At 70.1% G+C, this 21,126-nt stretch carries 16 protein-coding genes; 6 read left to right on the plus strand and 10 right to left on the minus strand.

Annotated elements, in window-relative coordinates; genetic code table 11:
- The first annotated feature begins 2,818 nt into the window (after window positions 1–2,818).
- The 4 genes from rsmG to QRX50_RS08165 all read left to right on the plus strand — a co-directional run bounded on the left by rsmG (window position 2,819) and on the right by QRX50_RS08165 (window position 6,294).
- Complete coding sequence (rsmG, locus tag QRX50_RS08150) at window positions 2,819–3,499, plus strand: 16S rRNA (guanine(527)-N(7))-methyltransferase RsmG (RefSeq protein WP_285971345.1); 681 nt, start codon at window positions 2,819–2,821, stop codon at window positions 3,497–3,499.
- 87 nt (window positions 3,500–3,586) lie between these two features.
- Window positions 3,587–4,513 carry a ParA family protein gene (locus QRX50_RS08155; protein ID WP_285971346.1) on the plus strand — a complete coding sequence of 309 codons (927 nt, stop codon included), beginning with the start codon at window positions 3,587–3,589 and terminating at the stop codon, window positions 4,511–4,513.
- Complete coding sequence (locus QRX50_RS08160; RefSeq protein ID WP_285971347.1) at window positions 4,510–5,529, plus strand: ParB/RepB/Spo0J family partition protein; 1,020 nt, start codon at window positions 4,510–4,512, stop codon at window positions 5,527–5,529. Before QRX50_RS08155 ends, QRX50_RS08160 begins: the two co-directional genes overlap by 4 nt.
- Before the next feature lie 153 nt (window positions 5,530–5,682).
- The gene (locus QRX50_RS08165; protein WP_285971348.1) at window positions 5,683–6,294 is read left to right on the plus strand and encodes a DinB family protein; all 612 of its coding nucleotides are present in this window, start codon (window positions 5,683–5,685) and stop codon (window positions 6,292–6,294) included.
- Here QRX50_RS08165 and QRX50_RS08170 read toward each other — a convergent pair whose 3' ends face one another.
- Complete coding sequence (locus tag QRX50_RS08170; protein ID WP_285971349.1) at window positions 6,295–7,239, minus strand: D-alanine--D-alanine ligase family protein; 945 nt, start codon at window positions 7,237–7,239, stop codon at window positions 6,295–6,297.
- Between the two features lie 31 nt (window positions 7,240–7,270).
- On the minus strand, window positions 7,271–8,590 hold the full coding sequence (locus tag QRX50_RS08175; protein WP_285971350.1) for an aminotransferase-like domain-containing protein: 1,320 nt from the start codon (window positions 8,588–8,590) through the stop codon (window positions 7,271–7,273).
- 183 nt (window positions 8,591–8,773) lie between these two features.
- On the opposite strand from QRX50_RS08175, the gene QRX50_RS08180 reads away from it, so the two are divergent.
- Window positions 8,774–9,418, plus strand: coding sequence for a GNAT family N-acetyltransferase (locus QRX50_RS08180; RefSeq protein ID WP_220245393.1), 645 nt, complete (start codon window positions 8,774–8,776; stop codon window positions 9,416–9,418).
- Here the strand turns inward: QRX50_RS08180 and QRX50_RS08185 are convergent, their stop codons facing one another.
- The 8 genes from QRX50_RS08185 to murJ all read right to left on the minus strand — a co-directional run bounded on the left by QRX50_RS08185 (window position 9,419) and on the right by murJ (window position 20,447).
- Complete coding sequence (locus QRX50_RS08185) at window positions 9,419–9,967, minus strand: SRPBCC domain-containing protein (RefSeq protein ID WP_285971351.1); 549 nt, start codon at window positions 9,965–9,967, stop codon at window positions 9,419–9,421. It abuts the gene before it with no gap.
- Window positions 9,968–12,588: 2,621 nt separating this feature from the next.
- Window positions 12,589–13,737, minus strand: coding sequence for an N-acetylmuramoyl-L-alanine amidase (locus tag QRX50_RS08190; RefSeq protein ID WP_285971352.1), 1,149 nt, complete (start codon window positions 13,735–13,737; stop codon window positions 12,589–12,591).
- A gap of 282 nt (window positions 13,738–14,019) precedes the next feature.
- Window positions 14,020–14,346: a thioredoxin gene (gene trxA / locus QRX50_RS08195; RefSeq protein ID WP_285971353.1), complete on the minus strand. Its 327-nt coding sequence runs from the start codon at window positions 14,344–14,346 to the stop codon at window positions 14,020–14,022.
- 29 nt (window positions 14,347–14,375) lie between these two features.
- On the minus strand, window positions 14,376–15,368 hold the full coding sequence (trxB, locus tag QRX50_RS08200; RefSeq protein ID WP_285971354.1) for a thioredoxin-disulfide reductase: 993 nt from the start codon (window positions 15,366–15,368) through the stop codon (window positions 14,376–14,378).
- Between the two features lie 104 nt (window positions 15,369–15,472).
- Window positions 15,473–16,261 carry an RsmA family anti-sigma factor gene (locus QRX50_RS08205; protein ID WP_285971355.1) on the minus strand — a complete coding sequence of 263 codons (789 nt, stop codon included), beginning with the start codon at window positions 16,259–16,261 and terminating at the stop codon, window positions 15,473–15,475.
- A complete protein-coding gene (sigM, locus tag QRX50_RS08210; protein ID WP_220245388.1) occupies window positions 16,258–16,920 on the minus strand; it encodes an RNA polymerase sigma factor SigM in 663 nt (220 codons plus the stop codon). The genes QRX50_RS08205 and sigM overlap by 4 nt, the downstream gene beginning before the upstream one ends.
- A 31-nt stretch (window positions 16,921–16,951) precedes the next feature.
- A complete protein-coding gene (locus QRX50_RS08215; protein WP_285971356.1) occupies window positions 16,952–18,550 on the minus strand; it encodes a protein kinase family protein in 1,599 nt (532 codons plus the stop codon).
- Window positions 18,551–18,632: 82 nt separating this feature from the next.
- Window positions 18,633–20,447, minus strand: a complete 1,815-nt coding sequence (gene murJ / locus QRX50_RS08220; protein ID WP_434533327.1) for a murein biosynthesis integral membrane protein MurJ — start codon at window positions 20,445–20,447, stop codon at window positions 18,633–18,635.
- A gap of 333 nt (window positions 20,448–20,780) precedes the next feature.
- Here murJ and QRX50_RS08225 point away from each other — a divergent pair, with 333 nt between their 5' ends.
- Window positions 20,781–21,056 (plus strand): hypothetical protein, encoded by a 276-nt coding sequence (locus QRX50_RS08225; RefSeq protein WP_285971358.1) that lies wholly within the window; start codon window positions 20,781–20,783, stop codon window positions 21,054–21,056.
- Window positions 21,057–21,126: the final 70 nt, after the last annotated feature.

Raw genomic sequence — 21,126 nt, forward strand, 5'->3', positions numbered from 1 at the left:
TTGCTGTAGCGGTGCTGCGTCGCCGACCGCCGCCTTGGCCCGCCGACCGCCGGCCCTCGCCCTGGCTCGCCTCCTGCTCTGGGCGACCTCACCACCGTTGCCGCAGACTCGCTCTCCACGCCCGTCCCCTTGCGGCTCGGCCGGCGCCGCTTTCGCGCTTGCCGGCCGGTGTCCCGCGCGCTGCTGCCGCGCCTGCGGCTTCACTGCTGCCCCAATCCGCTCTCCGGACCTATTCGCTTGCGGGCCTTGCCCGGCTCCGCTTTGCCCGCCGGTGTCTCGCACGCTGCTGCCGCGCCTGCCGCTTCACTGCTGCCCCAATCCGCTCTGCGGGCCAATCCGCTTGCGGCCCTGCCTGGCTCCGCTTCCGCGGTTGCCGCCGTTCCTCGTGCGCTGCTGCCGCGTGTGCCGCCTCGCCGCTGTGCCCTGGCTCGGCTCCCACACCGATCCGCTTGCGGCTGGCTCTGCCTGGCTCCGCTTCCGCGGTTGCCGCCGTGCTCGCGCGCTGCTGCCGCGTGTGCCGCCTCGCCGCTGTGCCCTGGCTCGGCTCCCACACCGATCCGCTTGCGGCTGGCTCTGCCTGGCTCCGCTTCCGCGGTTGCCGCCGTGCTCGCGCGCTGCTGCCGCGTGTGCCGCCTCGCTGTCGCGCCCGGGCTCCACTCCTGCACCGATTCCCTTGCCGGCCCGCCCCAGCTCCGCCTCCGCGATTGCCGCCTTGCCCCGTGCCGTGGTGCCGCGTGTGCCGCCTCGCTGCTGTGGCCCCGGCTTCGCCCCCACGTTGTTCCCTTGCCTGCCCGCTCCGGCTGCTTCTGCGCTTGCCGCTGAGTCCCGCACGCTGCGGCCTGCCCGTCGCCTCGCCGTTGCGCCCCAGCACCGCTCCCCCGTCGATCCGGTTGCGGCCGTGCCCCGGCTTCGCGTCCGCGCTTGCCGTCGTGCCCGGCACGCTGCTGCTGGTCTGCCGCTGCGCCACGGCGCCGCGGACCAGCTCTCCACGCACGTCGGCTTGCCGCCCTGCCCGGTCCACTTCCGCGCTTGCCCGGCCGGTGTCCCGCACGCTGCTGCCGCGCCTGCCGCCTCGCCGCTGTGCCCTGGCTCGGCTCCCACACCGATTCGCTTGCGGCTGGCTCTCCACGCCCTCCCCTCGCCGCCTTGCCCGGCACGCTGCTGCTGGCCTGCCGCTGCGCCACCGTGCCGCGGACTAGCTCTCGAGTCGCCTCGGCTTGCCGCCCTGCCCCGGCCCACTTCCGCGCTTTCGTGTGCCCGCACGCTGCCGCCGCGCCGCTGTGCCTCGGCTTCGTTCCGGCGTTGCCTCCGTGGGTTGGTCGGCTCCCGCGCGCATCGTCTTGCCTCCGTGACTTGGAACTCGCTGCCGTGCTCATTGCCTCGCCGCCGTGACCTGAGCTGGCTGTCGTCCTGACCGTCTCGCCGCCGTGGTTTGTGAACCCGCGGCGGCGCGCATCGTCTTGCCGCTGTGGCTGGACCTGTCGCCGCGCTCATCGCGTTGCCTCCGCGGCTTGAACCCGCTGCCGCGTTCAACGTCCTGCCTCCGTGGGCGAGGTCCGCTCTCGTGCTGATCGCGTTGCCGTCTCGAGACTGCGGGCTTGGATCGGCCCCCACACTTGCCGGCCCGCCGCATTGGCCCGCACCCGCTCCTGCGGTTGTAGCCCTGCGACCTTGGTCCGAACCTCGCGCTCCGAGCATCGCGGCGCAGGAGCATCGGACTGGTACCCGCGATCCGACAACGCGGCGCCCTCGCACGGCCACGACTCCGTACCCGCCCCGCCCTCGCTCTGCGGCCCCGGCATGACCGCGACTCGCGCTCCCCGCCATCCAGCCCCGATTACCTACACCGGCGCCCACTCAGGCTGCCGAACAACAAGGCTCACTCGGCGCCGACCCTTCAGCTACTCCCCGGCTTCCGGACTCGGGCCGGAACCCCACACCAACCGACGGCCAACTCGGACACGACCATGCTCCGGCGCCCACCCAATCCGCCGGGGGCGACTCGCTCGCACCCCCGGGATAGCGGCTCAACCCCGGCGCACCTCCCGCCACGACGCCGCACCCACGACACCCGAAACCATCCACCCACAGGGTGCGGAGCTTCCCGGGTTCCGCCGACTCATCCGACTGAACCCCCACCCGAAGGCGCCGCGCAGCCGCCGCGTTCTTCTACTGCCGCGCTCGGACTGGCTCCAGCGCCCTGCTCCGGGCGGCGCGGGCGCCGAGCTCATTCGGGAGCCGCCGTTCAGCCCGACGGACCTGCTCTGGATTCGAGGTCGCGACCACTCGTCCGCCGCGAATCCGCACCGTCGCAACCTCGTGCCACACCACGGTTCGGCCCGTGGATTTGAGCCGGGGCGGCTGGCTTGCCGAGACGAGCAACCAGCGGTCGTTTGGCTCGGATCGGCTTCGGTGTCTCCGGCTTGCCGGTTCGGTCGAACGGGTGCTCGCCTGACCGCAGTCCTTCCTGCCGGGCCCCGACTCGGCTACCGCGCTCGCCTGGCGACCTGTTCACGGTCCGGCTGGGCGGTCATCGCGCTTGCTGACGTGTCTGCCCGGTCGTCCTCGCTGACCTATCCTTTGGCCGCTCCCCCGAGCCGCGCAGGCGGAGCGAATTACAACCGTGGCGTTTCACGTGAAACGGTGCCCCTCGAGATCCACCTACCGGCGTGGTTTCACGTGGAACGCGGCTGTGGACACTTGGCTCCCCGAGTGGAGTTGTCCACAGTTGCGGTCTGTCGGCACGATTTGGGCTCGGCATCGGGGACAATCAACGAGCGCGTTTCACGTGAAACGCGCGGACCGAGGAGTGGGTTTCGTGAGCTTGGACGGCGCCACCGCGATGGTGCGGACTGCGGCGGCGGAGGTGTTCGGGGAGCGAGTCGACCAGGCGGCTGGGTATGTGGAGTTGCTGGCTACCCACGGGGTCGAGCGGGGGCTGATCGGGCCGCGTGAGGTGGAGCGGTTGTGGGAGCGCCACGTGCTGAACTCGGCTGTGATCGGGGAGCAGGTTCCCGACGGGGCGCGCGTCGTGGACGTCGGGTCGGGGGCCGGGCTTCCGGGCGTGCCGCTGGCGATCGCTCGACCGGACCTCGCTATCGTTCTCCTCGAACCCATGGCCCGCCGGGTTGACTGGCTGGCTGAGGTCGCCGAGAAGCTGGAACTCCCGATCACCATCGTGCGTGGACGCGCCGAGGAGCGGTCTGTGCGTGAGCAGCTGGGTGGCGCAGACGTCGTCACCGCTCGCGCTGTTGCTCCTCTCGCTCGCCTCGCGGGCTGGTGTCTTCCGCTGGTTCGCCCCGACGGTCGTCTGGTTGCGCTCAAGGGGGCCAGCGCGGGAGAGGAAATCGAGCGGGACCGCGTGGCTGTGCGGAAGGCCGGCGGTGCCGATCCAGAACTCGCCGAGTGTGGGAAGGCAGTGCTCGAGGTCCCCAGCACGGTCGTGATGATCCGCCGCCTGCCACCGAAGCCGCCCCGGCCACGTGGCAGGCGGAGCTAAGCGTACAAGTGCGGCCGCGACGTTCCACGTGAAACACCGCGGTCCGAACGCCAACGAGTCGTCTATCAAGAGGAGGTGTCGAGACCGGTGAGTCCCCGACCGTCCGACCCTGCGAGCACCGGCCACGACTTGGGCTGGACGCCGATCGCCGAAGAAGCCGTCCGCGCCGCGAGCGTCCTGCACCCGAAGGAGGGCACGCTCCCCCGCCCGATCCGCCGGCGGGTGCTGACGGTCGCCAACCAGAAGGGCGGCGTCGGAAAGACGACGAGCGCCGTCAACCTCGCTGCCGCGCTCGCCGTGCACGGGCTCAAGACTCTGGTGATCGACCTCGACCCCCAGGGCAACGCCAGCACAGCGCTCGACATTGATCACCGCTCCGGCACGCCGTCGATCTACGAGGTGCTCATCGGCGAAGTGACGATTGCCGAAGCGGCGGCCGTGAGCGAGCAGTCGTCGAACCTGTTCTGCGTGCCCGCGACGATCGACCTCGCGGGCGCGGAGATCGAGCTCGTCTCCATGGCGAACCGCGAGACGCGGCTCAAGGAGGCGCTCTCGTCCGAGATCCTCGACCAGATCGGCGTCGACTACGTCTTCATCGACTGCCCGCCGTCGCTCGGCCTCCTCACCGTCAACGCGATGGTGGCCGCGCAGGAAGTGCTCATCCCGATCCAGTGCGAGTACTACGCGCTGGAAGGCCTCGGGCAGCTGCTGAGCAACATCGAGCTCGTGCAGCAGCACCTCAACCGTGAGCTCCGCGTCTCCACGATCCTGCTGACGATGTACGACGGTCGCACCAAGCTCGCCGACCAGGTCACCAACGAGGTCCGCAACCACTTCGGCGACACTGTCCTGAAGACCGTCATCCCGCGCAGTGTGAAGGTCTCGGAGGCGCCCGGCTACGGTCAGACCGTGCTCTCCTACGACCCCGGTTCACGTGGCGCCATGAGCTACCTCGACGCCGCAAAGGAGATCGCGGAGCGTGGCGCGACCGAAGGAAGGAGCAGTACCGCATGACTGAGCGCAGAGGAGGGCTGGGGCGGGGGCTCGCGGCCCTGATCCCGACCGGGCCGGCCACCGCGGCCGGCCCGGCGCCCTCCCCCGTCGAAGGTGGCACGGCCGCGGACAAGGCGGCGCGTGAGGAGAAGGGCTGGTTCGCGGCCAACGGCGCGGCGACGCCCGTCAGCGGCGAGGTCGCCGGCGCGGTCTACCGGGAGATCCCGGTCAGCGCCGTCAAGCCGAACCCGAAGCAGCCCCGCCAGGTCTTCGACGAAGAAGCGCTCGCCGAACTCGAACACTCCATCCGCGAGTTCGGGCTCATGCAGCCCATCGTCGTCCGCGAGCTGGGCGACGGCGAGTACGAGCTCGTCATGGGCGAGCGGCGCCTGCGGGCGTCGCAGCAGGCGGAGCTCGAGGCGATCCCCGCGATCGTCCGGCAGACCGCCGACGAGTCCATGCTCCGCGACGCGTTGCTGGAGAACATCCATCGCGTCCAGCTGAACCCGCTCGAAGAGGCGGCCGCATACCAGCAGCTGCTCGACGAGTTCGCGGTGACGCACGAAGAGCTCGCCAGCCGCATCGGCCGCAGCCGCCCCGTCATCACCAACACGATCCGCCTCCTCAAGCTGCCGCTGGCCGTGCAGCGTCGCGTGGCCGCGGGTGTGCTTTCGGCCGGGCACGCGCGCGCGTTGCTCTCGCTCGAAGATCCGGAAAGCCAGGAAGAGCTGGCGGCCCGGATCGTCGCGGAGGGCATGTCGGTGCGCGCCACCGAGGAAGCCGTCACGCTGAAGAAGAGCGAAAAGCCAGCGAAGCCGAAGCCCGCTCCCCGCAAGCCGATTCAGGCACCGGGTTTGCAGGAGCTGGCCAACCGTCTCTCCGATCGCTTCGACACCCGCGTGAAGGTCGACCTCGGCCGCCGCAAGGGACGCATCGTCCTCGAGTTCGGCTCGGTCGACGATCTCGAACGCATCGTCTCGATCATCGACGCGAACTCGAGCGAAAAAACGGCGAATCAGACAGAGGAAACCGACTAGGGATCACCCAGGGTCGTTTCGTCACGGTGATGATTGCTCACCGGGACGGTGACCGGCACTCTGAGTGGTCGCCGCGGGCGCGGGAAAAATTGGCGTCGCGCGGCGCGGAATCCGGGAGAGTTGGCGCAATCAGCTCTCCCGAAGGAGCGTCCCGTGATTCCTCCGCGCTTGACGCCGTTGCTGAGTCAGTTCGACTTCGCGTGCGAGCGACTCATCGATCGGCTCGGCGGCCCGGCGGTCGACAGCGGCGACGGCACCCCCGTCTCCGTCGATCCGATGACCGACGACGAGTTCCAGTGGGAGCCGGTGCCGGGCTGTTGGTCGGTGCGGCGGCGCTCCGACGAGCCGGGGCCGCGCGCGACGTTCCTCGCCGGCCGCGGTGAATGGGGCCGCGACTTGGCGCCCCACCCCCACCCGTGGCCGCCGCCCGTCACGACGATCGCGTGGCGGCTCAGCCACCTGAGCGAAATGCTGTTGCTGCGCGCCGACCACACGTCCGGCAGCCACACGCTGACCCGCGACGACTACGTCGACACCGGCGACGCCGTAACCGCAATCGCCGCGTTCCAAAGAGGCGCAGCTGTGTGGCGGCAGGCTTTGCTGAACGTCGACGACGCAGCGCTCGACATCGTGGGCGTGTGTACCTATCCCCACGGCAGCGATCCGGACGAGCCGTTCCTCGAGATCGTCTGGTGGGTCAACCAGGAAGTGCTGCACCACGGCGCCGAGATCGCGCTGCTGCGAGACCTCTACCGAGCGCGGTGATCAGCGCGCGACGGCCCGAGCCACAAGGTCCGCGAACACCGACCCGAGCGACTTTCCCGCCGCCTCAACGGCCATCGGCACAGTCGACGTCTCGGTGAGACCCGGCGACAGGTTCACCTCGAGGAAATGCACCGTGCCGTCCGCGGTGATCACGGCGTCGGTGCGCGAGATGTCGCGCAGGCCGAGCCAGCGGTGCGCCGCGACGGCCAGCTCGCCGACGGCCTTCGCCGCCTCCTCGGAAATGCGCGCGGGCGTGAAGAAGTCAGTGAGGCCGGCCGTGTAGCGGGCGGTGTAGTCGTAGACGCCGCTCTCCGGCACGATCTCGACGGCCGGCAGCGCCTCGGCGCCGTGCTCACCCTCGACGACCGTCACCGCCACCTCGACCCCGTCGACGAAGCGTTCCGCCAGCACGGTGTCGCCGTATGCGAAGCAGCCGACCATCGCCGCGGGCAGTTCCGACGCCTCGCGCACGACCTGCGTGCCGAGCGCCGAGCCGCCCTGGTCCGGCTTGAGAATCATCGGCAGGCCGAGGCGCTCCACCATCGCGTCGAGCACCGACTGCGCGCCGAGCTCACGGAAAGTGCTGTGGGGCAACACAATCCAGTCCGGCGTCGAGAAGCCGGCCTGCTGCACGAACGCCTTCGCGGTCGGCTTGTCCCACGCGCGACGGCAGCCCTGCGAGCTCGTGCCGACGAAGGGCACGCCGAGCATTTCCAGCACTGTCTGCACGGAGCCGTTCTCGCCCTCACCGCCGTGCAGCGCGACGACGACCGCGTCAGGTCGCTGCGTACGCAAGCGCTCGAGCAGCCCGGCGTCGGTGTCCCACTCCTCCACGGTGAGCCCCTCGGAGCGCAGCGCGGCCGAAAGCCGGCGGCCCGAACGGAGGGAGACGTCGCGTTCGTGGGAAAGCCCGCCTGCGAGCACGGCAACGGTACGGTCGACCACCGTGGGAACTCCTTAGTTTGCTGCGGACCGGTCAGACAGTGTCCGGCGACGGGGTTTCCGACCCCGAGATGGTGCGTGCCTTCACGCTACCGAAGGTGCGGCTGAGGTCCATTTCGGACTCCAGCACCGCCGCGAGCCGGCGCACGCCTTCGCGGATCCGTTCGGGCGTCGGGTAGCAGTACGACAGGCGCATCTGGCGCGAGCCGTAACCGTCGGCGTAGAAGCCGGTGCCCGACGCGTACGCCACGCGCGCGGTGACGGCGCGCGGCAACATCGCTTTGGTGTCAACACCTTCCGGCACGGTCACCCACACGTAGAAGCCGCCTTCGGGCATCGTCCACGAGCACCCGGGCGGCAGGTACTGGTTCAGCGCCGAGATCATCGCGTCGCGGCGCTCGCGGTAGTTCTCGCGGAACTTCTTGATCTGGCCCTTCCAATCGTGCGTCGCGAGGTAGCGCGAGACGATCATCTGGTTGAACGTGGGCGGGCACAGCGTCGCGGATTCCGCTGCCAGCACAAGCTTTTCGCGCACGGCGTGCGGCGCGAGCACCCAGCCGACGCGCAGGCCGGAGGCGAACGTCTTCGAGAACGAGCCGAGGTACACCACGTTCTCGGGGTCGATCGAGCGCAGCGCCGGGTAGGTCTGGCCGTCGAAGCCGAGGAGCCCGTATGGGTTGTCCTCGACGATCAGCACACCGTGCTCGCGGCAGATCTCCACGATCTCCGCGCGGCGCTCGACGGCGAGCGTGACGCCGGCGGGGTTGTGGAAATTCGGGATGGTGTAAAGGAACTTGACGCGCCGGCCCGTCTTCTCGGCCTGCCGCAGCGCCTCGCGAAGCCCGTCGGGCACGAGGCCCTGGTCGTCCATCGCGACGTGCACGACCTTCGCCTGATACGCCGCGAACGAGCCGAGCGCGCCGACGTACGAAGGGCCTTCGGCGATCACGATGTCACCGGGGTCGCAGAAGAGCCGGGTGACCATGTCGAGGCCCATCTGCGAACCGACGGTGACGACGACGTCGTCCGGGTGCGCCTTGATGCCCTCGAGAGCCATGATTTCGCAGATCTGGTCGCGCAGCGTGGGGATGCCGTGGGCCGACCCGTACTGCAGCGCCACGAGACCCTCGTCGACGATGATCTCCGCCACCTGCGCCGACAGCGTGTCCAGCGGCAGCGCGGCGAGGTTCGGCATGCCGCCGGCCAGCGACACGACCTCGGGCCGGCTCGCCACCGCAAAGAGGGCCCGGATCTCCGAAGCGGTCATCCCGGCGGTGCGCGCTGCGTACCGGTCGAGGTGAGGGTCGAGATTGTGGCGGCCGGCTTGCGGCTTGACGGGGCGGTTCTCGGTCATCGACACACCTGAGGGCTCGGTGGTACCTGCGGGTAGATCCATCGAGTGTAACCAGGGCCTCTTCCTGGTCCCCGCTCTTCCGGCGCTCATCACATCGTCCTATTCTTCGAGTGGCTCTTCCGGTCGTTCCTGCGCTCTTGCGGGGAACGGATGCCGGTCGTGAGGGATTCGGGGAGGTTCCAGGTGTCGCGTCGCGTGGTGGGCGTCACACTCGACAACCTAGAAGACCTGCCCAAAAGCTGCCGCCGGTGCGTCTACTGGGAGCTCGCGCCGCACCTCAAGGCCCAGGCGGAGGAGTTCGGCTCCACCGAGGTCGAGAAGGAAGCGTGGGTCTCCAGCGTGCTGCTGGAGTGGGGTTCCTGCGGCCGCATCGTCTACAGCGACACGCTGCCGGTCGGCTTCGTGCTCTACGCGCCGCCGAACGCCGTGCCGCGCTCCCTGGCCTTCCCCACGTCGCCGCCCAGCGCTGACGCCGTGCTGCTCACCGCGTTCCAGGTCCTGCCGGAGTTCCGCGGCGGCGGCCTCGGCCGGATGCTCGTGCAGGCCGTGGCGAAGGATCTGACCAAACGCGGCGTCCGCGCCATCGAGGCGTTCGGCGACGCCGTGCCCGACGAACTCGACCCGATGGGCCAGCACACGTGCGTGCTGCCGGCGGCTTTCCTGCAGAGCGTCGGCTTCAAGACGGTGCGGCCGCACTCGAAGTGGCCGCGGCTTCGGCTGGAGCTGCGCTCGGCGATCACCTGGAAGGAAGACGTCGAGGCGGCTTTGGAACGGCTGCTCGGCCAGGTGACCATCACGACGGCGGAGCCGAGTCTCGGACGGGCTTGATCAGCTGCTCTCAAGCTTCGTCTTGAGCTTGGTGAGGCTGTCGCGCCAGTAGGCCTTGAAGTTGTCGGCTGTCTCTTCGTCGACGATCCGCTCGTGCACCAAGGCGATCCGGGTCTTTGTGCCTTTGTCGACAAATCCGATGTTGACCCGCGTGGCTCCGTCTCCCCAATCGAACCGCGCCGACTTGTTCCGTTGCGACGTTCTGAGCGCGAGCCGATCGCCGTCGAGCCACTCTTCCCTCGCGGCCGGCTCGGCCACGGCTTTGTACACGTCGTCGACACTCGCCTCGATCGTCCGGCTCGCACTCACCGTGAACAGCCCGTCCCGACCCCCGTTGCGCGGCCGCAACCCCCGGGACCGCTCGTACTCGACGGTCACTGTCTGTGCCCACCAATTGCCCAACTGATAGTCCTCGACGAGCCGGCCGACGATCTCCCCGTGGCCCTGACCACGCGCTCCCCACGCGTCGAGCACCTCACCCCACTCGCCGAACCCTCGCCCGGTTGCCGTACGCACCGCATCGTCCGAGGTCAACTTCGTGCCACCCATGACAGCCCTCCTGGTCTCGTCACAAGGAACGTCGCCACCGACCCCACCCCTTCGACACACCCCCCGAAAGATCTTCGCGACGCCCACTTACCACGGTCTTACCCAGCCCGAAATACCCGATTTTCCCAGCTGTGCACAACTGTGGAAGAAACCCCGAGTTATCCACAGATCCCTGATAGACGCCGTGGAAAACCTGTGGATGAGTAGACTGGATCTGGGGACGCCCCCCGAGGAGGGCGGGGGCTGCCCCAAGGTGTGGTGTGTCCCTGGCGGAGCGGGCGCAATGGGTTGTGGCGGTCGGCTGGAGCGGTCGAAGCGGTTGCGTGGCTCCGGTTGTGGGGTTGGCGGTGGACTACTCCACCTGGGTTGGCCCGTGCATCGCTTGGGGTTAGTTCCGGGGCGGGGTTGTGCACAGGGAGCCAGCGGTAAGCGGTGGGTCACGCGGTGGGTGCGGCTGGTTGTGGGGATCTGGGTGACTACCCAGAGTGGTTGTGGGTAAGTCCACCGAAGGTGCCACGGTCGGGCGCCGGGCCGGGCGGCTGGGGTGTCGAGGGGCACGAAGGTCGAGACACCGCCGAAGGTGCCACAGTCGACCGCCGGATGTGGCGGCCTGGGTGTCGAGAGACACGGGGTCGAGCCACACGGCGGTCGAGCCGCACGAAGGTCGAGGCACGGGGGTCGAGCCGCAGTGGTGGTGGTGGGGTCCGGCCGGGTTGGGTGTGATGGGTAGCGCTCGGGGTCGGCGATGGGCTGCGGTTGGGCCGCGCACCATTGCCTGGAGAGGCAGCGGAGCGGCGCCAGGAGCCGACGACCTGCCGTCGCTCCCTGATGACCGGCCTCGGACGACTTACAGCTCGAAGGCCTACGGCCGGAGGCATCAACCAGCCCGCCAACGGCAGCACCGACGCAAGGGTTGCTGAACGCCGGCACCAATCCAGGACTCCCGAACAGCGCCGACGCATCCTGGCCGCCAAACCCCAGCGGCTGAGCTGGAGCCATCGATTGCGACGGTCCGAGCTGGCGACCAGCGAGCAACGAGCCGGCAATCGTGCGGCTACTAATGCGGGGAGGCTGATCTCGCGGCCTGGTCTCAGCATGCGGTGGATAGCGACCGACGGACAGCGGCTTCTGGCTACCGACCGGCGGTTCGGCTTGGCGGATACCGACCGGCGATGTCGATCGAAGCTCACCGGCCAGTGGACACGACCCGGCCCGCGTCTGTGCGCGCCGTCCAGCAGAGACTGCCATCGAGGACGGGACCTGCGGCCCGGCCAGCGGACGGGCCCGCGTTTGGCGCACTGCTCAGTAGCAAGGACGCTCAGGGCTGGTGCACAGAATCAGCCCCAGCGCACCAGCGGCTGAGCAGGGACTGGTCCGGTGGCAGGGTTTGCGCCCGCGCGGATGCGAGTGGGTAGTCCTTGGCGGCGGCACGCAGCGCTGCGGAGCAGCACACAGCGCCGGCCGGGCAGCGACCTGATTCCAGAGACGGGTGGGATTGCACGGTGACTGCTGTCCAGCCTGCGGCGATCGCGGCCGACGCCCGTGGACGGCGGCGAGAGCTCGGCGGCTTGGGCTGTGGAAAGCGATGGGGGTCTGTCATCGGAGGGCGTGGCGCGTGGTGATTCTGGAGAGCTGGGTCTGGTGGCCGTTGACCGGGCAGCGGTCAACGGCCGGTGGCCAGAACCTGGCCCGGTGGCTCGGAATTCGGTGGTTTGTGGCGGGCCGCGGGCGGCCGCGATGAGTGGGTGGGTGATCGGAGTTCGGCCCGGAGGCTGAAGCTCGGTGGCCGAGGCCTGGCGGCGGGTGGCCAGGACGTGCCGGGAGCGTCGGGCACGGACGTACGAAGCCCGCCCCGGGCGTCGGCGCGGGCCGCTGGAACCGGTGATCAGAGGGTTGAGACCGGCGGTTGGGTGCTGGCGCACGCCGGAGGGCCAGGCCCGTGGTGACTCGCTCGTGGGCAGAGGCGGCGGTGATGCTCGGCTGCCGATCTGCAGCCGGAGGCTGCGAAGTCTCCCGACAACCCGCGACCGACGTTCCGGGCTGGCAGGGGCAGTGGGCAGGTGCCGGAGAACTGACGGCTGAGCACGGCGAGCGGGATCCGTGCAATGACCTTGGGGGCCAATGGTCGGGGCCCAAGGCAAGGGGAATGAGATCGGGTCTCGGGGGCGGTGGGGTGGCGACCGAGCCGGCGGGGAGCCACGAGCTGTGGGCCGAGAGACGGTGGCGTGAGCGCGGCGGGGCGGGTAGGCGCCAGGCGGTGGAGGGCGGTGGCGGTGAGCCACGAGCTGTGGAGCGAGAGACGGTGGCGGTGGGAGCCGGGTGGTGGAGGGCAGTGACCGTGAGCGGTGGCCCGGCGGATGGCTGCCAGCCGGTGGAGGGCGGTGGCCCGGCGGATGGCTGCCAGCCGGTGGAAGGTGGTGGCCCGGCGGATGGCTGCCAGCCGGTGGAAGGTGGTGGCCCGGCGGATGGCTGCCAGCCGGTGGAAGGTGGTGGCCCGGCGGATGGCTGCCAGCCGGCGGAAGGCGGTGGCGAGAGCCGTGGTGGTCACCAGCGAAACAGCAGCGAAAAGACGAGAGCCGGGCCTCGGAACGGAGGGGCCCGGCTCAGTCGTGAAGAGGCAGCTACTCGGCCTTGGCCAGTTCGTGCGCCAGGACGTCCGCGAAGGTGAAGGTGCCCGTGGGTTGGTCGCCTTCGCCGAGGAGGTAGAGGCGTTTGACGGCGATGAGGATGCCCTCGGCGACGATGTCGCGGAAGGCGGGGTCGCCGAGTTTGCGGCTGTCGTCCGGGTTGGTGAGGTAGCCGATCTCGACGCGGACGGCGGGACAGCGCGTGCGGGTGAAGATTTCCCAGGTTTTGTAGTGGGTGCGGCAGTCCCGCAGACCGGTGCGGGCCACGACCTCGCGCTGGATGAAGCCGGCGAGGAGTTCGCCGACGGTGGACGTGGTGCCGTTGCCGGTGCCGAAGTGGAAGCTGGCGATGCCCTGGGCGCGGGGGCTGGGGTTGCTGTCGCTGTGGAGCGACAGGAACAGGTCGGCGCCGGCGTCGTTGGCGAAGCGGGCGCGTTCGAAGTCCGTGGGGCTGTGGTTGGGACCCCTCGAAATCAGGGCTTCCATGCCGGTGGCCTGCATGCGGCCTTCGAGGCGCCGTGCGAGGTCCCAGGCGATGTCGGCTTCGCGGAGGCCGCCGGCGATCACGCCGAGGTCTTCGCCGCCGTGGCCGGGGTCGATGACGATGCGCTTGCCGCGCAGGCGGGGGCCGGCCTGGCGGACCTGCTCCTGTTCGCGCAGGAACACGGGGCGGCCGCCGCGGGCGCGGGGCGACGAAAGGCGGTGCAGCTCGCGGATGGTGGCCGGGCCGCAGATGCCGTCGGACTCCAGGCGCATGTCGCGCTGGAAGGTGCGCAGGGCGCGTTCGGTCTGGGGGCCGAAGTAGCCGTCGGGGCGGCCGGCGTCGAAGCCGAGTTCGGTGAGGCGCTCCTGCAGCGCGAAGACGTCGTCGCCCTGCACGGGTGCGGACAGCATGAACTGCAGCGGACGGCTCCCCAGGTGGAAGCTCGCGCCCTTCATCGCCTGGAACGTCGCGGGGCCGACCACCCCGTCGGTGATCAGCCCACGGCGCTGCTGGAAGGCCCGCACGGCGTGCTCGACGGCGGCGTCGAAGGTGCCGTACTGCTCGGTCCCCGCCACCGGCGGGAGCAGGTCCATCCCGGCAAGGATCGACCTGATCTCGGCGACGTCCGGACCGGCGTCACCGCGGCGGAGTACCCGCATGCACTCCTCGCTCTTCCTAGGGCACCGAAACCGGCTCGATGCGAGAACAGAAAACCTGTGTGGGTGGTAAGCCCAGGGCACCTATTGTGCCCTGTGAACTGTCGGTGAGCGCGCAGGCCCGGTCGGTGTGCCCCGGGAGAGCGCAAGCCGCCGCAGGGCGGACACGCGCGTGCGCCTGCGTGATCATGGCCACGGACACTTCGCCCGAACGTGCGAGAACCCGGGCCCGCGAGGCGATTCCCGCAGGCCCGGGTTCTCAGCAGCTGGACAGCGCCCGCTCGATCAGAGGATGTCCTTCAGGTCGGCCAGCAGAGCCGCCTTCGGCTTCGCGCCGACGATCTGCTTCACCGGCTTGCCACCCTGGAACAGGATCAGGGTCGGGATGGACATCACCTGGTAGTCACGCGCCGTGTTCGGGTTCTCGTCGATGTCGAGCTTCGCGACGGTCAGCTTCTCGCCGTTCTCGGCCGCGATCTCCTCGAGTACCGGAGCGACCATCTTACAAGGGCCGCACCAGGTCGCCCAGAAGTCGACCAAGACCGGCTTCTCGCTGGTCAGGACGTCGTCCACGAACGACTTGTCGGTCACCTTGACGGTGTTGTTGCCCATGGTTTCTCCTTCAGGTCGGTCTCGGAAAGTCAGTGGTGGCCGGCGCCGTAGCCGCCGCCGACCAGCTCGGACGCCTCGTGGGCGTTCTCGTCGCCGTGCTCCGCCAGCCATCGTTCCGCGTCGATGGCCGCGCTGCACCCGGAACCCGCCGCCGTAATGGCCTGCCGGTAGGTGCGGTCCACGAGGTCACCGGCCGCGAAGACACCCGGCACGTTCGTGTAAGTCGTGCGTCCCTGCGTCACCACGTAGCCGTCCTCGTCGACGTCGACCTGGCCGCGCACGAGAGCGCTGCGCGGGTCGTGGCCGATCGCGACGAAGAAACCGGTGACGTCCAGCGTTTTCTCGTCGCCGGACTTGGTGTCCGTGACCTTCAGGCCCTGGACCTTGCCGTCGCCTTCCACCCCGGTGATCTGGGAGTTCAGCTGCCACTTGATCTTGTCGTTCGCGCGGGCGCGCTCGAGCATGATCTTGGAGGCGCGGAACTCGTCGCGGCGGTGCACGATCGTGACGGACTTGGCGAACTTCGTCAGGAAGGTCGCCTCCTCCATCGCGGAGTCACCACCGCCGGCCACGGCGATGTCGTGGTCGCGGAAGAAGAAGCCGTCACACGTCGCACAGGCCGACACACCGCGGCCGAGCAGGTCCTGCTCACCGGGCACGTTCAGGTAGCGCGCCGCAGCGCCCATCGCGAGGATGACCGCGCGCGCGGCGTACCGCTTGCCGTTCGCGACCACGTATTTGACGTCGCCCGTCAGCTCCAGCGACTCGACGTCCTCCGCCCGCAGCTCGGCGCCGAAGCGCTCGGCCTGCTTGCGCATCTCTTCCATCAGGTCCGGGCCCTGGATGCCGTCGCGGAAGCCGGGGAAGTTCTCGACCTCCGTGGTCGTCATCAGCGCACCACCGAACTGCGTGCCCTCGAACACCAGCGGTTCGAGTTGCGCGCGCGCCGCGTAAACCGCGGCCGTGTAACCGGCGGGACCCGACCCGACGATGATCAGGTTCCTGATTTCCTCGGCAGCCACCCGTGAACCTCCGCTCGTAGTGACCTGTGCACTGGTCTCAACACGATGGTAGGTGGCGGTGTTCCCGACGGTGACGGCCGCTACTCAGCCGTCCCGACCAGCGGTTATTTCTTGCCGACGACCTTGTCGAACAGCTTGTCGGCGTGACCCGGGCCGCAGTCGGCCCCGAAGGCCACGAGACGGAACTGCGCGAGCTGACCCGTCGTGTAGATGACGAGCACGCCGGGCTTGCCGTCGACGGTCACCGGACGGATGCCTTCCGGGCGCACATCCGGGTCCAGGCCGGCCGCACTGACGCATGCGTCGAGGCGCTGCTCGTCCTGAAGCGGGCCGAAATCGCGGACGCCCATGGCTCCACCCAGCAGCGCTTCCGCACCGCTGCCGTCGCTGCCCACGGACGGAGCCGGAGCCGGAGCCGCCACCCCCGCGGTGCCGCTTTCGGTCGACGTGCCAGGCACCGTCACGGCAAGGGCCACGATCGCCGCCGCGGCCGCCGTCAGGGTCCCCGCGCCCCAGCCGAGCCGCTTGTTCCGCCGCCGCCGTGCTGCCGCCAGGTCCACCACGGGCGCCACGCCGGGCTCAGCCGGTGCTTCAGCGCTCGCCGGAAAGGAGGCGGCCTGCCGGGACGCGGCCTCCGCGGCCAGCGCCTGGTCGATCCGCGCGGTGAACTCGGCCGGCATCGGTGGCGCCGGCTCGTCCGCCAGCGCGGCCAGGTCGGCCGTGGTCGCCTCGAGGGCTTCGATGATCGCGCGCGCTTCGGGGTCCGCCTGGACCCGCGGCCACAGCTGCGCCGCCTCGTGTTCGTCCAGCACGCCGGCGTGGAGGTCGGCCAGCACGTCGACAGACCAAGGCGGACCGACGGTCCCGCCGACCCCCCGACTCTCGTCCGTCATCGTGCCTCCCCGTTCCCCGGCGAGCGGTCGGCTCGCCCGGCACTCCGGGACCCGTCCGAAGTGGCGCTCCTGCGTTTGCTTTCGTGAGTTGGGACGTTCGCATTCGCATCCGGGTTCCGCAGGTGCCCCAGAACCTTCGCGAGTTTGCCCCTTCCTCGCGCGCAACGGCTTTTGACCGTGCCTTCGGCGATGCCGAGCATCTTCGCGGTCTCGGCCACGGAGTAGCCCTCGACGTCGACGAGCAGGATCGGCGCGCGCTGCTCCTCGGGCAGTTGCTCCAGCGCCTCGCGCACGAGCAGGCTCGTCTCCTTCTCGGACATCGAGTCGCGCGGCGAGGCCGGCTCGTTGAAGCCTGCCTCGGGCAGGGGAACGGTGGGCCGCGCCTGTTTGCGGCGGATGCGGTCGAGGCACGCGTTGACGACGATGCGGTGCAGCCACGTGGTCACCTGCGACTCCGCGCGGAAGTTGCCCGCCGCGCGGAAGGCCGAGATGAACGCCTCCTGCAACGCGTCCGCGGCCTCCTCCGGGTCACGCAGCGTCCGCAGGGCGACGGCCCACAGCCGATCCCGGTGCCGCCGGACGAGTTCGCTGAACGCATGGGGGTCCCCGGCGGCGTGCGCCGCGATGAGGTCCGCGTCCGTGGGAGCTGCAGCCGTCACCCGGCAGAGCCTACTGAGTGGGAGATGTCGATCACCCCGCAGGCAGGAAGCTCACGTCTCCGATCTCGCTGATGAAGCCACCCTCGCTGTCGTCGCCCAGCTGGGTGATCCACACGACGAAGTACTGGCTCTCCGTCGGTGTCTGGAGGTTGATCGTCGTGTCGGTGCCGTTGAGGTCACCGGTGCCGACCACCTTGGTGTCGTCCAGCTTCGGGTTCTTGCTGTCGGCCGAGCGGATCTCGATCTTCGTGCCGGGGCTGTCGGCCGCGATCTTCACCTGCGCGAGCTTCACCGGGTCGTCGAACTGCACCACGAACCCGACGCCGGGCTTCAGCGCGGGCAGCTGCTGCTGGTACTGGTCGGTGCGCCAGACCGTGCCCGGGTCGCCGTCGACCGTGTTCTTCACCCGGCTGGAGTTGTCGCCCGAGCCCTTGGGGTTGTAGATCGTGGCCGTCTTCGGTTCCACGGCCTGGCCGAGCTTCGGCGCGGCCGGCGACGACGGCGGGGGCGCCGCCGAGTTCGCGGCCGGCGGCGCGGCACTCGACGTGGGCGCCGCGACGTTGATCGTCGGGCCGCTCGCCTTGGAGTCGCCCTGGAACAGGTTGATCAGCATCAACCCGCCCCACGCCAGGATCAGCACGGTGGCGACCACCAGCACGGTCACGCCGAACGCCAGCTTCCGCCGCCGCGCGACGTCCTTCACCGGCTTCTTCGTGGTCCAGATCGTGCCGTCGGCCTCGCTCGTGGCGTTGTCGCCGACGGCCTTGATCAGCTGCGTGCGCTCCTCGGCCTCGGCGGCCTGGTCGAGCACGCGCAGGATGGCCGAGCTCGTGCGGATACCGCCGTTGCCGCCGTCCTCGATCGTGCGCACGGCCAGCGAGGACAGCTCGGGCGGCACGGCCGGGACCAGCGTCCGCGGCGGCACGACGTGGCCCTGCGGGGTCAGCGGCGCCGCAGGGATCGCGGGCGGCCCGCCCGGCAGCGCCCAGCGTCCGGTGAGCAGGAGGTAAAGGACGGCGCCGAGGGCCTTGACGTCGTCGCGCAGCGTCGCGTCCGGCAGCGGCCCGGGGAACGCCAGCTTCAACGCGCCGTTGGGTGTCAGGCGCAGCCGCTGGGGGTGGTCCAGACCGAGGACCAGGCCGTTCTGGTGCGCGTGCTCCACCGCTTCGGCGAGCGCCTGCACCATGCGCGCGGCCGCGGCCGGCGCCACGGGCCGTTGTGCGACCAGGTCCACCAGGTCGCTGCCCTTGGTCCACTCCGCGACGACAACGCCCAGAAGTCCCTCGTTCGAGGTCACGCCACTGCCGAGGCTGAGCACGTCGAGCACCCGCGCGACCCCGCCGTGGCCGAACTTCGACGCGTGCGCCGCGCGCTCCAGCGTTCGCCGGGCCAGCCTCGCGGCCTCCGGATCCGCCGGATCACCGACCAGCAGCGTCAGCGCGACATCGCGCTTGAGCTGCCCATCGCGTGCCCGCCACAGGTGCGCGGCGGCTCGTTCGTCCACCCCGAACTGCGCGAGCAGGCGGTACCGGCCGTCGCCGACGACCCGGCCCGGGGCCAGCGAACCGCCCTGGGCACGAATGCCCGCACGGTTGGCCTCCCCTGCCTGTTCGCTCCGTCTCGTGTCCACCGCTTCTCTCCCGCGTCGCGCTCCCGCACCGAGGGTACCCGGATCAGGTCTGGAGGAAGCGTCGTCAGTCGTGAATCAATCGTTACCCGCGCTTGATCAATCGGGTGATCCTGGACGTGGCCGGCCTCAGCTCCTCCACCTTCAGGGCCATGAGCACGCCGAACGAGACGCCGATGCCCACGATCCCCTGCAGGAAGAGCTTGATCCAGGCCTGCAAAGTCGGGCCGAGGGAATCGGGCACGATCAGGCCCGCCAGGTACGCGGCGGCGACGCCGAGCACGCACGCGACGACGGTGAAGAGGATCACCCCGATGATGCGCTTGCTGCGCAGGTTGCCCAGCGTGACCCACAGCCACACCTGGCCGAGCACCGCGCCGACCACGTACGTGAGCGCGTTGACCATCATCACGCCCAGCACCACGTTGTTGGGCGACAGGACGACCGGGCACAGGTAGAGCAACGGCACCTTCACCAGCGTCATCACGATCATGATCAAGGTCGGTGTCCGCGCGTCCTTCATTGCGTAGAACACGCGCATCTGGAGCATGACCAGCGCGTACGGCAGGAGCGCGAACGACGAGACCGCCAGCGCTTCGCCGAGCCGCGTGGCCCCTTCGAGCGAACCCTTGCCGAAGGTGAACAGAGCGATACCGATCGACGAGCCGACGATCGTCATCACCGCGGAGATCGGCAGGAGGGTGACGGTCGAGATGCGCGACGCGTACGAGAGGTCGCCGATCAGCTTCTTGTTGTCGCCGTCGGCGGCCGCGCGGCTCATCCGCGGCATGATCGCCGTGAGCAGCGAGACGCCGATGACGCCGTAGGGCAGCTGGAACAGCAACCACGCGTTCGTGTAAGCCGTGACGCCGCCGGGCGCGCCGTTGGTGAGCACGCGGGTGGTGATCGTGTAGCCGATCTGGCTCACTCCGACGTACCCGATGACCCACAGCGCCAGGCCGCCGAACTCCTTCATCCGCTTGTCGACGCCCCAGCGCCACTTCGGCCGGAAGCCCGAGCGCAGCAGCGGCGGGATGAGGATGATCGCCTGCGCGATGATGCCGCCCGTCACGCCGAGGCCCAGGGTGAGCACCTTGGGGTCGGTGATCGACGGGTGGTCCGTGTCGATCGAGCCGGGCATCACCCACACGACCAGGATCGTGAAGATGACGACCAGGTTGTTGATCACCGGCGCCCACGCCGTCGGGCCGAAGATCTGCTTCGCGTTCAGCATCGCCGAGAGCAGCGCGAACACGCCGTAGAAGAAGATCTCGGGTAGCAGCAGGTAGGCGAACGCCGTGGTCAGGCCGGAGCTGGCCTGGCCGGACGAATCGACGTAGAGCGACGTGAAGGCCGGCGCCGCGATCACCGCGACGAGCGTGCCCACGAGGAGCAGGGTCAGGCCCACGGTCAGCAGTCGCTGGGCGTACGCCGCTCCGTGGTCCGGATCGTCTTGCGAGCGCACCAGCAGCGGCACCACGACACTCGTGAGCACACCGCCGATGAGCAGCTCGAAGATGATGTTCGGCATCGTGTTGGCGACGTTGAACGAGTCGTTGGCGATGCCCGTGCCGATCGCCGCTGCCAGCAGCAGCTTCCACAGGAAGCCGGTGATGCGGGAGATCAGCGACGCGATCGCCATCCGGCCGCTGGCCTTCGCGATCGACGGCGCCTTCGCGGGGGTGGCCGGCTGCTCGCCGGTGGACCCCGGTTCGGTGGGCCGGACCAGTGGCGCGTCGCCGATCCGCGGCATGACCTGGGTGGCCAGCGCGTCGTACGGGCGCATCGAGTCGGGGTCGGCCACGGGCCAGCGCGAAGCCGCCATGGGGACGCCGGCGGTGCGCGGGATGAAGCGCGTGGCTTCGGGGTCGCGCAGCGCTTCTTCCTGCCACGGCCGGATCGGCGTGCCCGGACGCGGGCCGCGGCCGCGGTGCGGCGCGGGAGCCGGGGGCAGCGGCTGGGGCCCGGAAACGGGACCCGAAGCCGGAGGCGGCAACGGCTGCGGTCCGGAAGGCGGACCCGAAGGCTGCGGCAGTGGTGGTGCGGACGGCGGTGGTCCCGCCGGCATCGGTCCGGAGGGCGGTGGTCCGGACTGAGGTGGCCCGGCGGGCACGGGTGGTCCGGACGGCTGCGGCAGAGGCGGCCGACCCGACGGCGGGGGCGGCGGCACGGGCTGCCGTCGCGTGGGCGGCGGCGGGGTCGCCTGCGCGCGGGACGCCTGACGCGGCTGTCCTTGCTGCGGCTGTCCCTGCGGCGGCGGGGGTACGCGGCGCTTCGGCCGGTCTGCGCGCTCGTCGGGCGCCGGGTGGCGCTCGTCGGCGGGGACCGGCAGGTGGCGCGTGCGGCCGTTGGCCGGCGGTGGCTGCTGGCGACGTTCGGGCGGCACCTCGCCCTGGGGCGGCGGCTGGCGCCGGCCTTCGCGCGCGGCGCGGCGCGGCTGCTCGGTGCGTTCGCCGCGACGAGGAGGCGCGCCGTCGCGCCGAGGACGACTCGCACGCTCGGGTGGTAAGCCCGGCTCTCTGTCCAACGCGCGCCCAATCCTCGGTGCCAGGGTCCCTGCCATTGTGGCAGCGGTCGAC

This window comes from Amycolatopsis sp. 2-15, from assembly GCF_030285625.1.
Lineage (GTDB): Bacteria > Actinomycetota > Actinomycetes > Mycobacteriales > Pseudonocardiaceae > Amycolatopsis > Amycolatopsis carbonis.

Bases quoted from the DNA above. Each gene is read 5' to 3' on its own strand.
- QRX50_RS08190 (WP_285971352.1), bottom strand. From the start codon at position 13,737: ATGCGGGTACTCCGCCGCGGTGACGCCGGTCCGGACGTCGCCGAGATC.
- QRX50_RS08160 (WP_285971347.1), top strand. From the start codon at position 4,510: ATGACTGAGCGCAGAGGAGGGCTGGGGCGGGGGCTCGCGGCCCTGATC.
- QRX50_RS08175 (WP_285971350.1), bottom strand. From the start codon at position 8,590: ATGACCGAGAACCGCCCCGTCAAGCCGCAAGCCGGCCGCCACAATCTC.
- QRX50_RS08205 (WP_285971355.1), bottom strand. From the start codon at position 16,261: ATGACGGACGAGAGTCGGGGGGTCGGCGGGACCGTCGGTCCGCCTTGG.
- QRX50_RS08185 (WP_285971351.1), bottom strand. From the start codon at position 9,967: ATGGGTGGCACGAAGTTGACCTCGGACGATGCGGTGCGTACGGCAACC.
- trxA (WP_285971353.1), bottom strand. From the start codon at position 14,346: ATGGGCAACAACACCGTCAAGGTGACCGACAAGTCGTTCGTGGACGAC.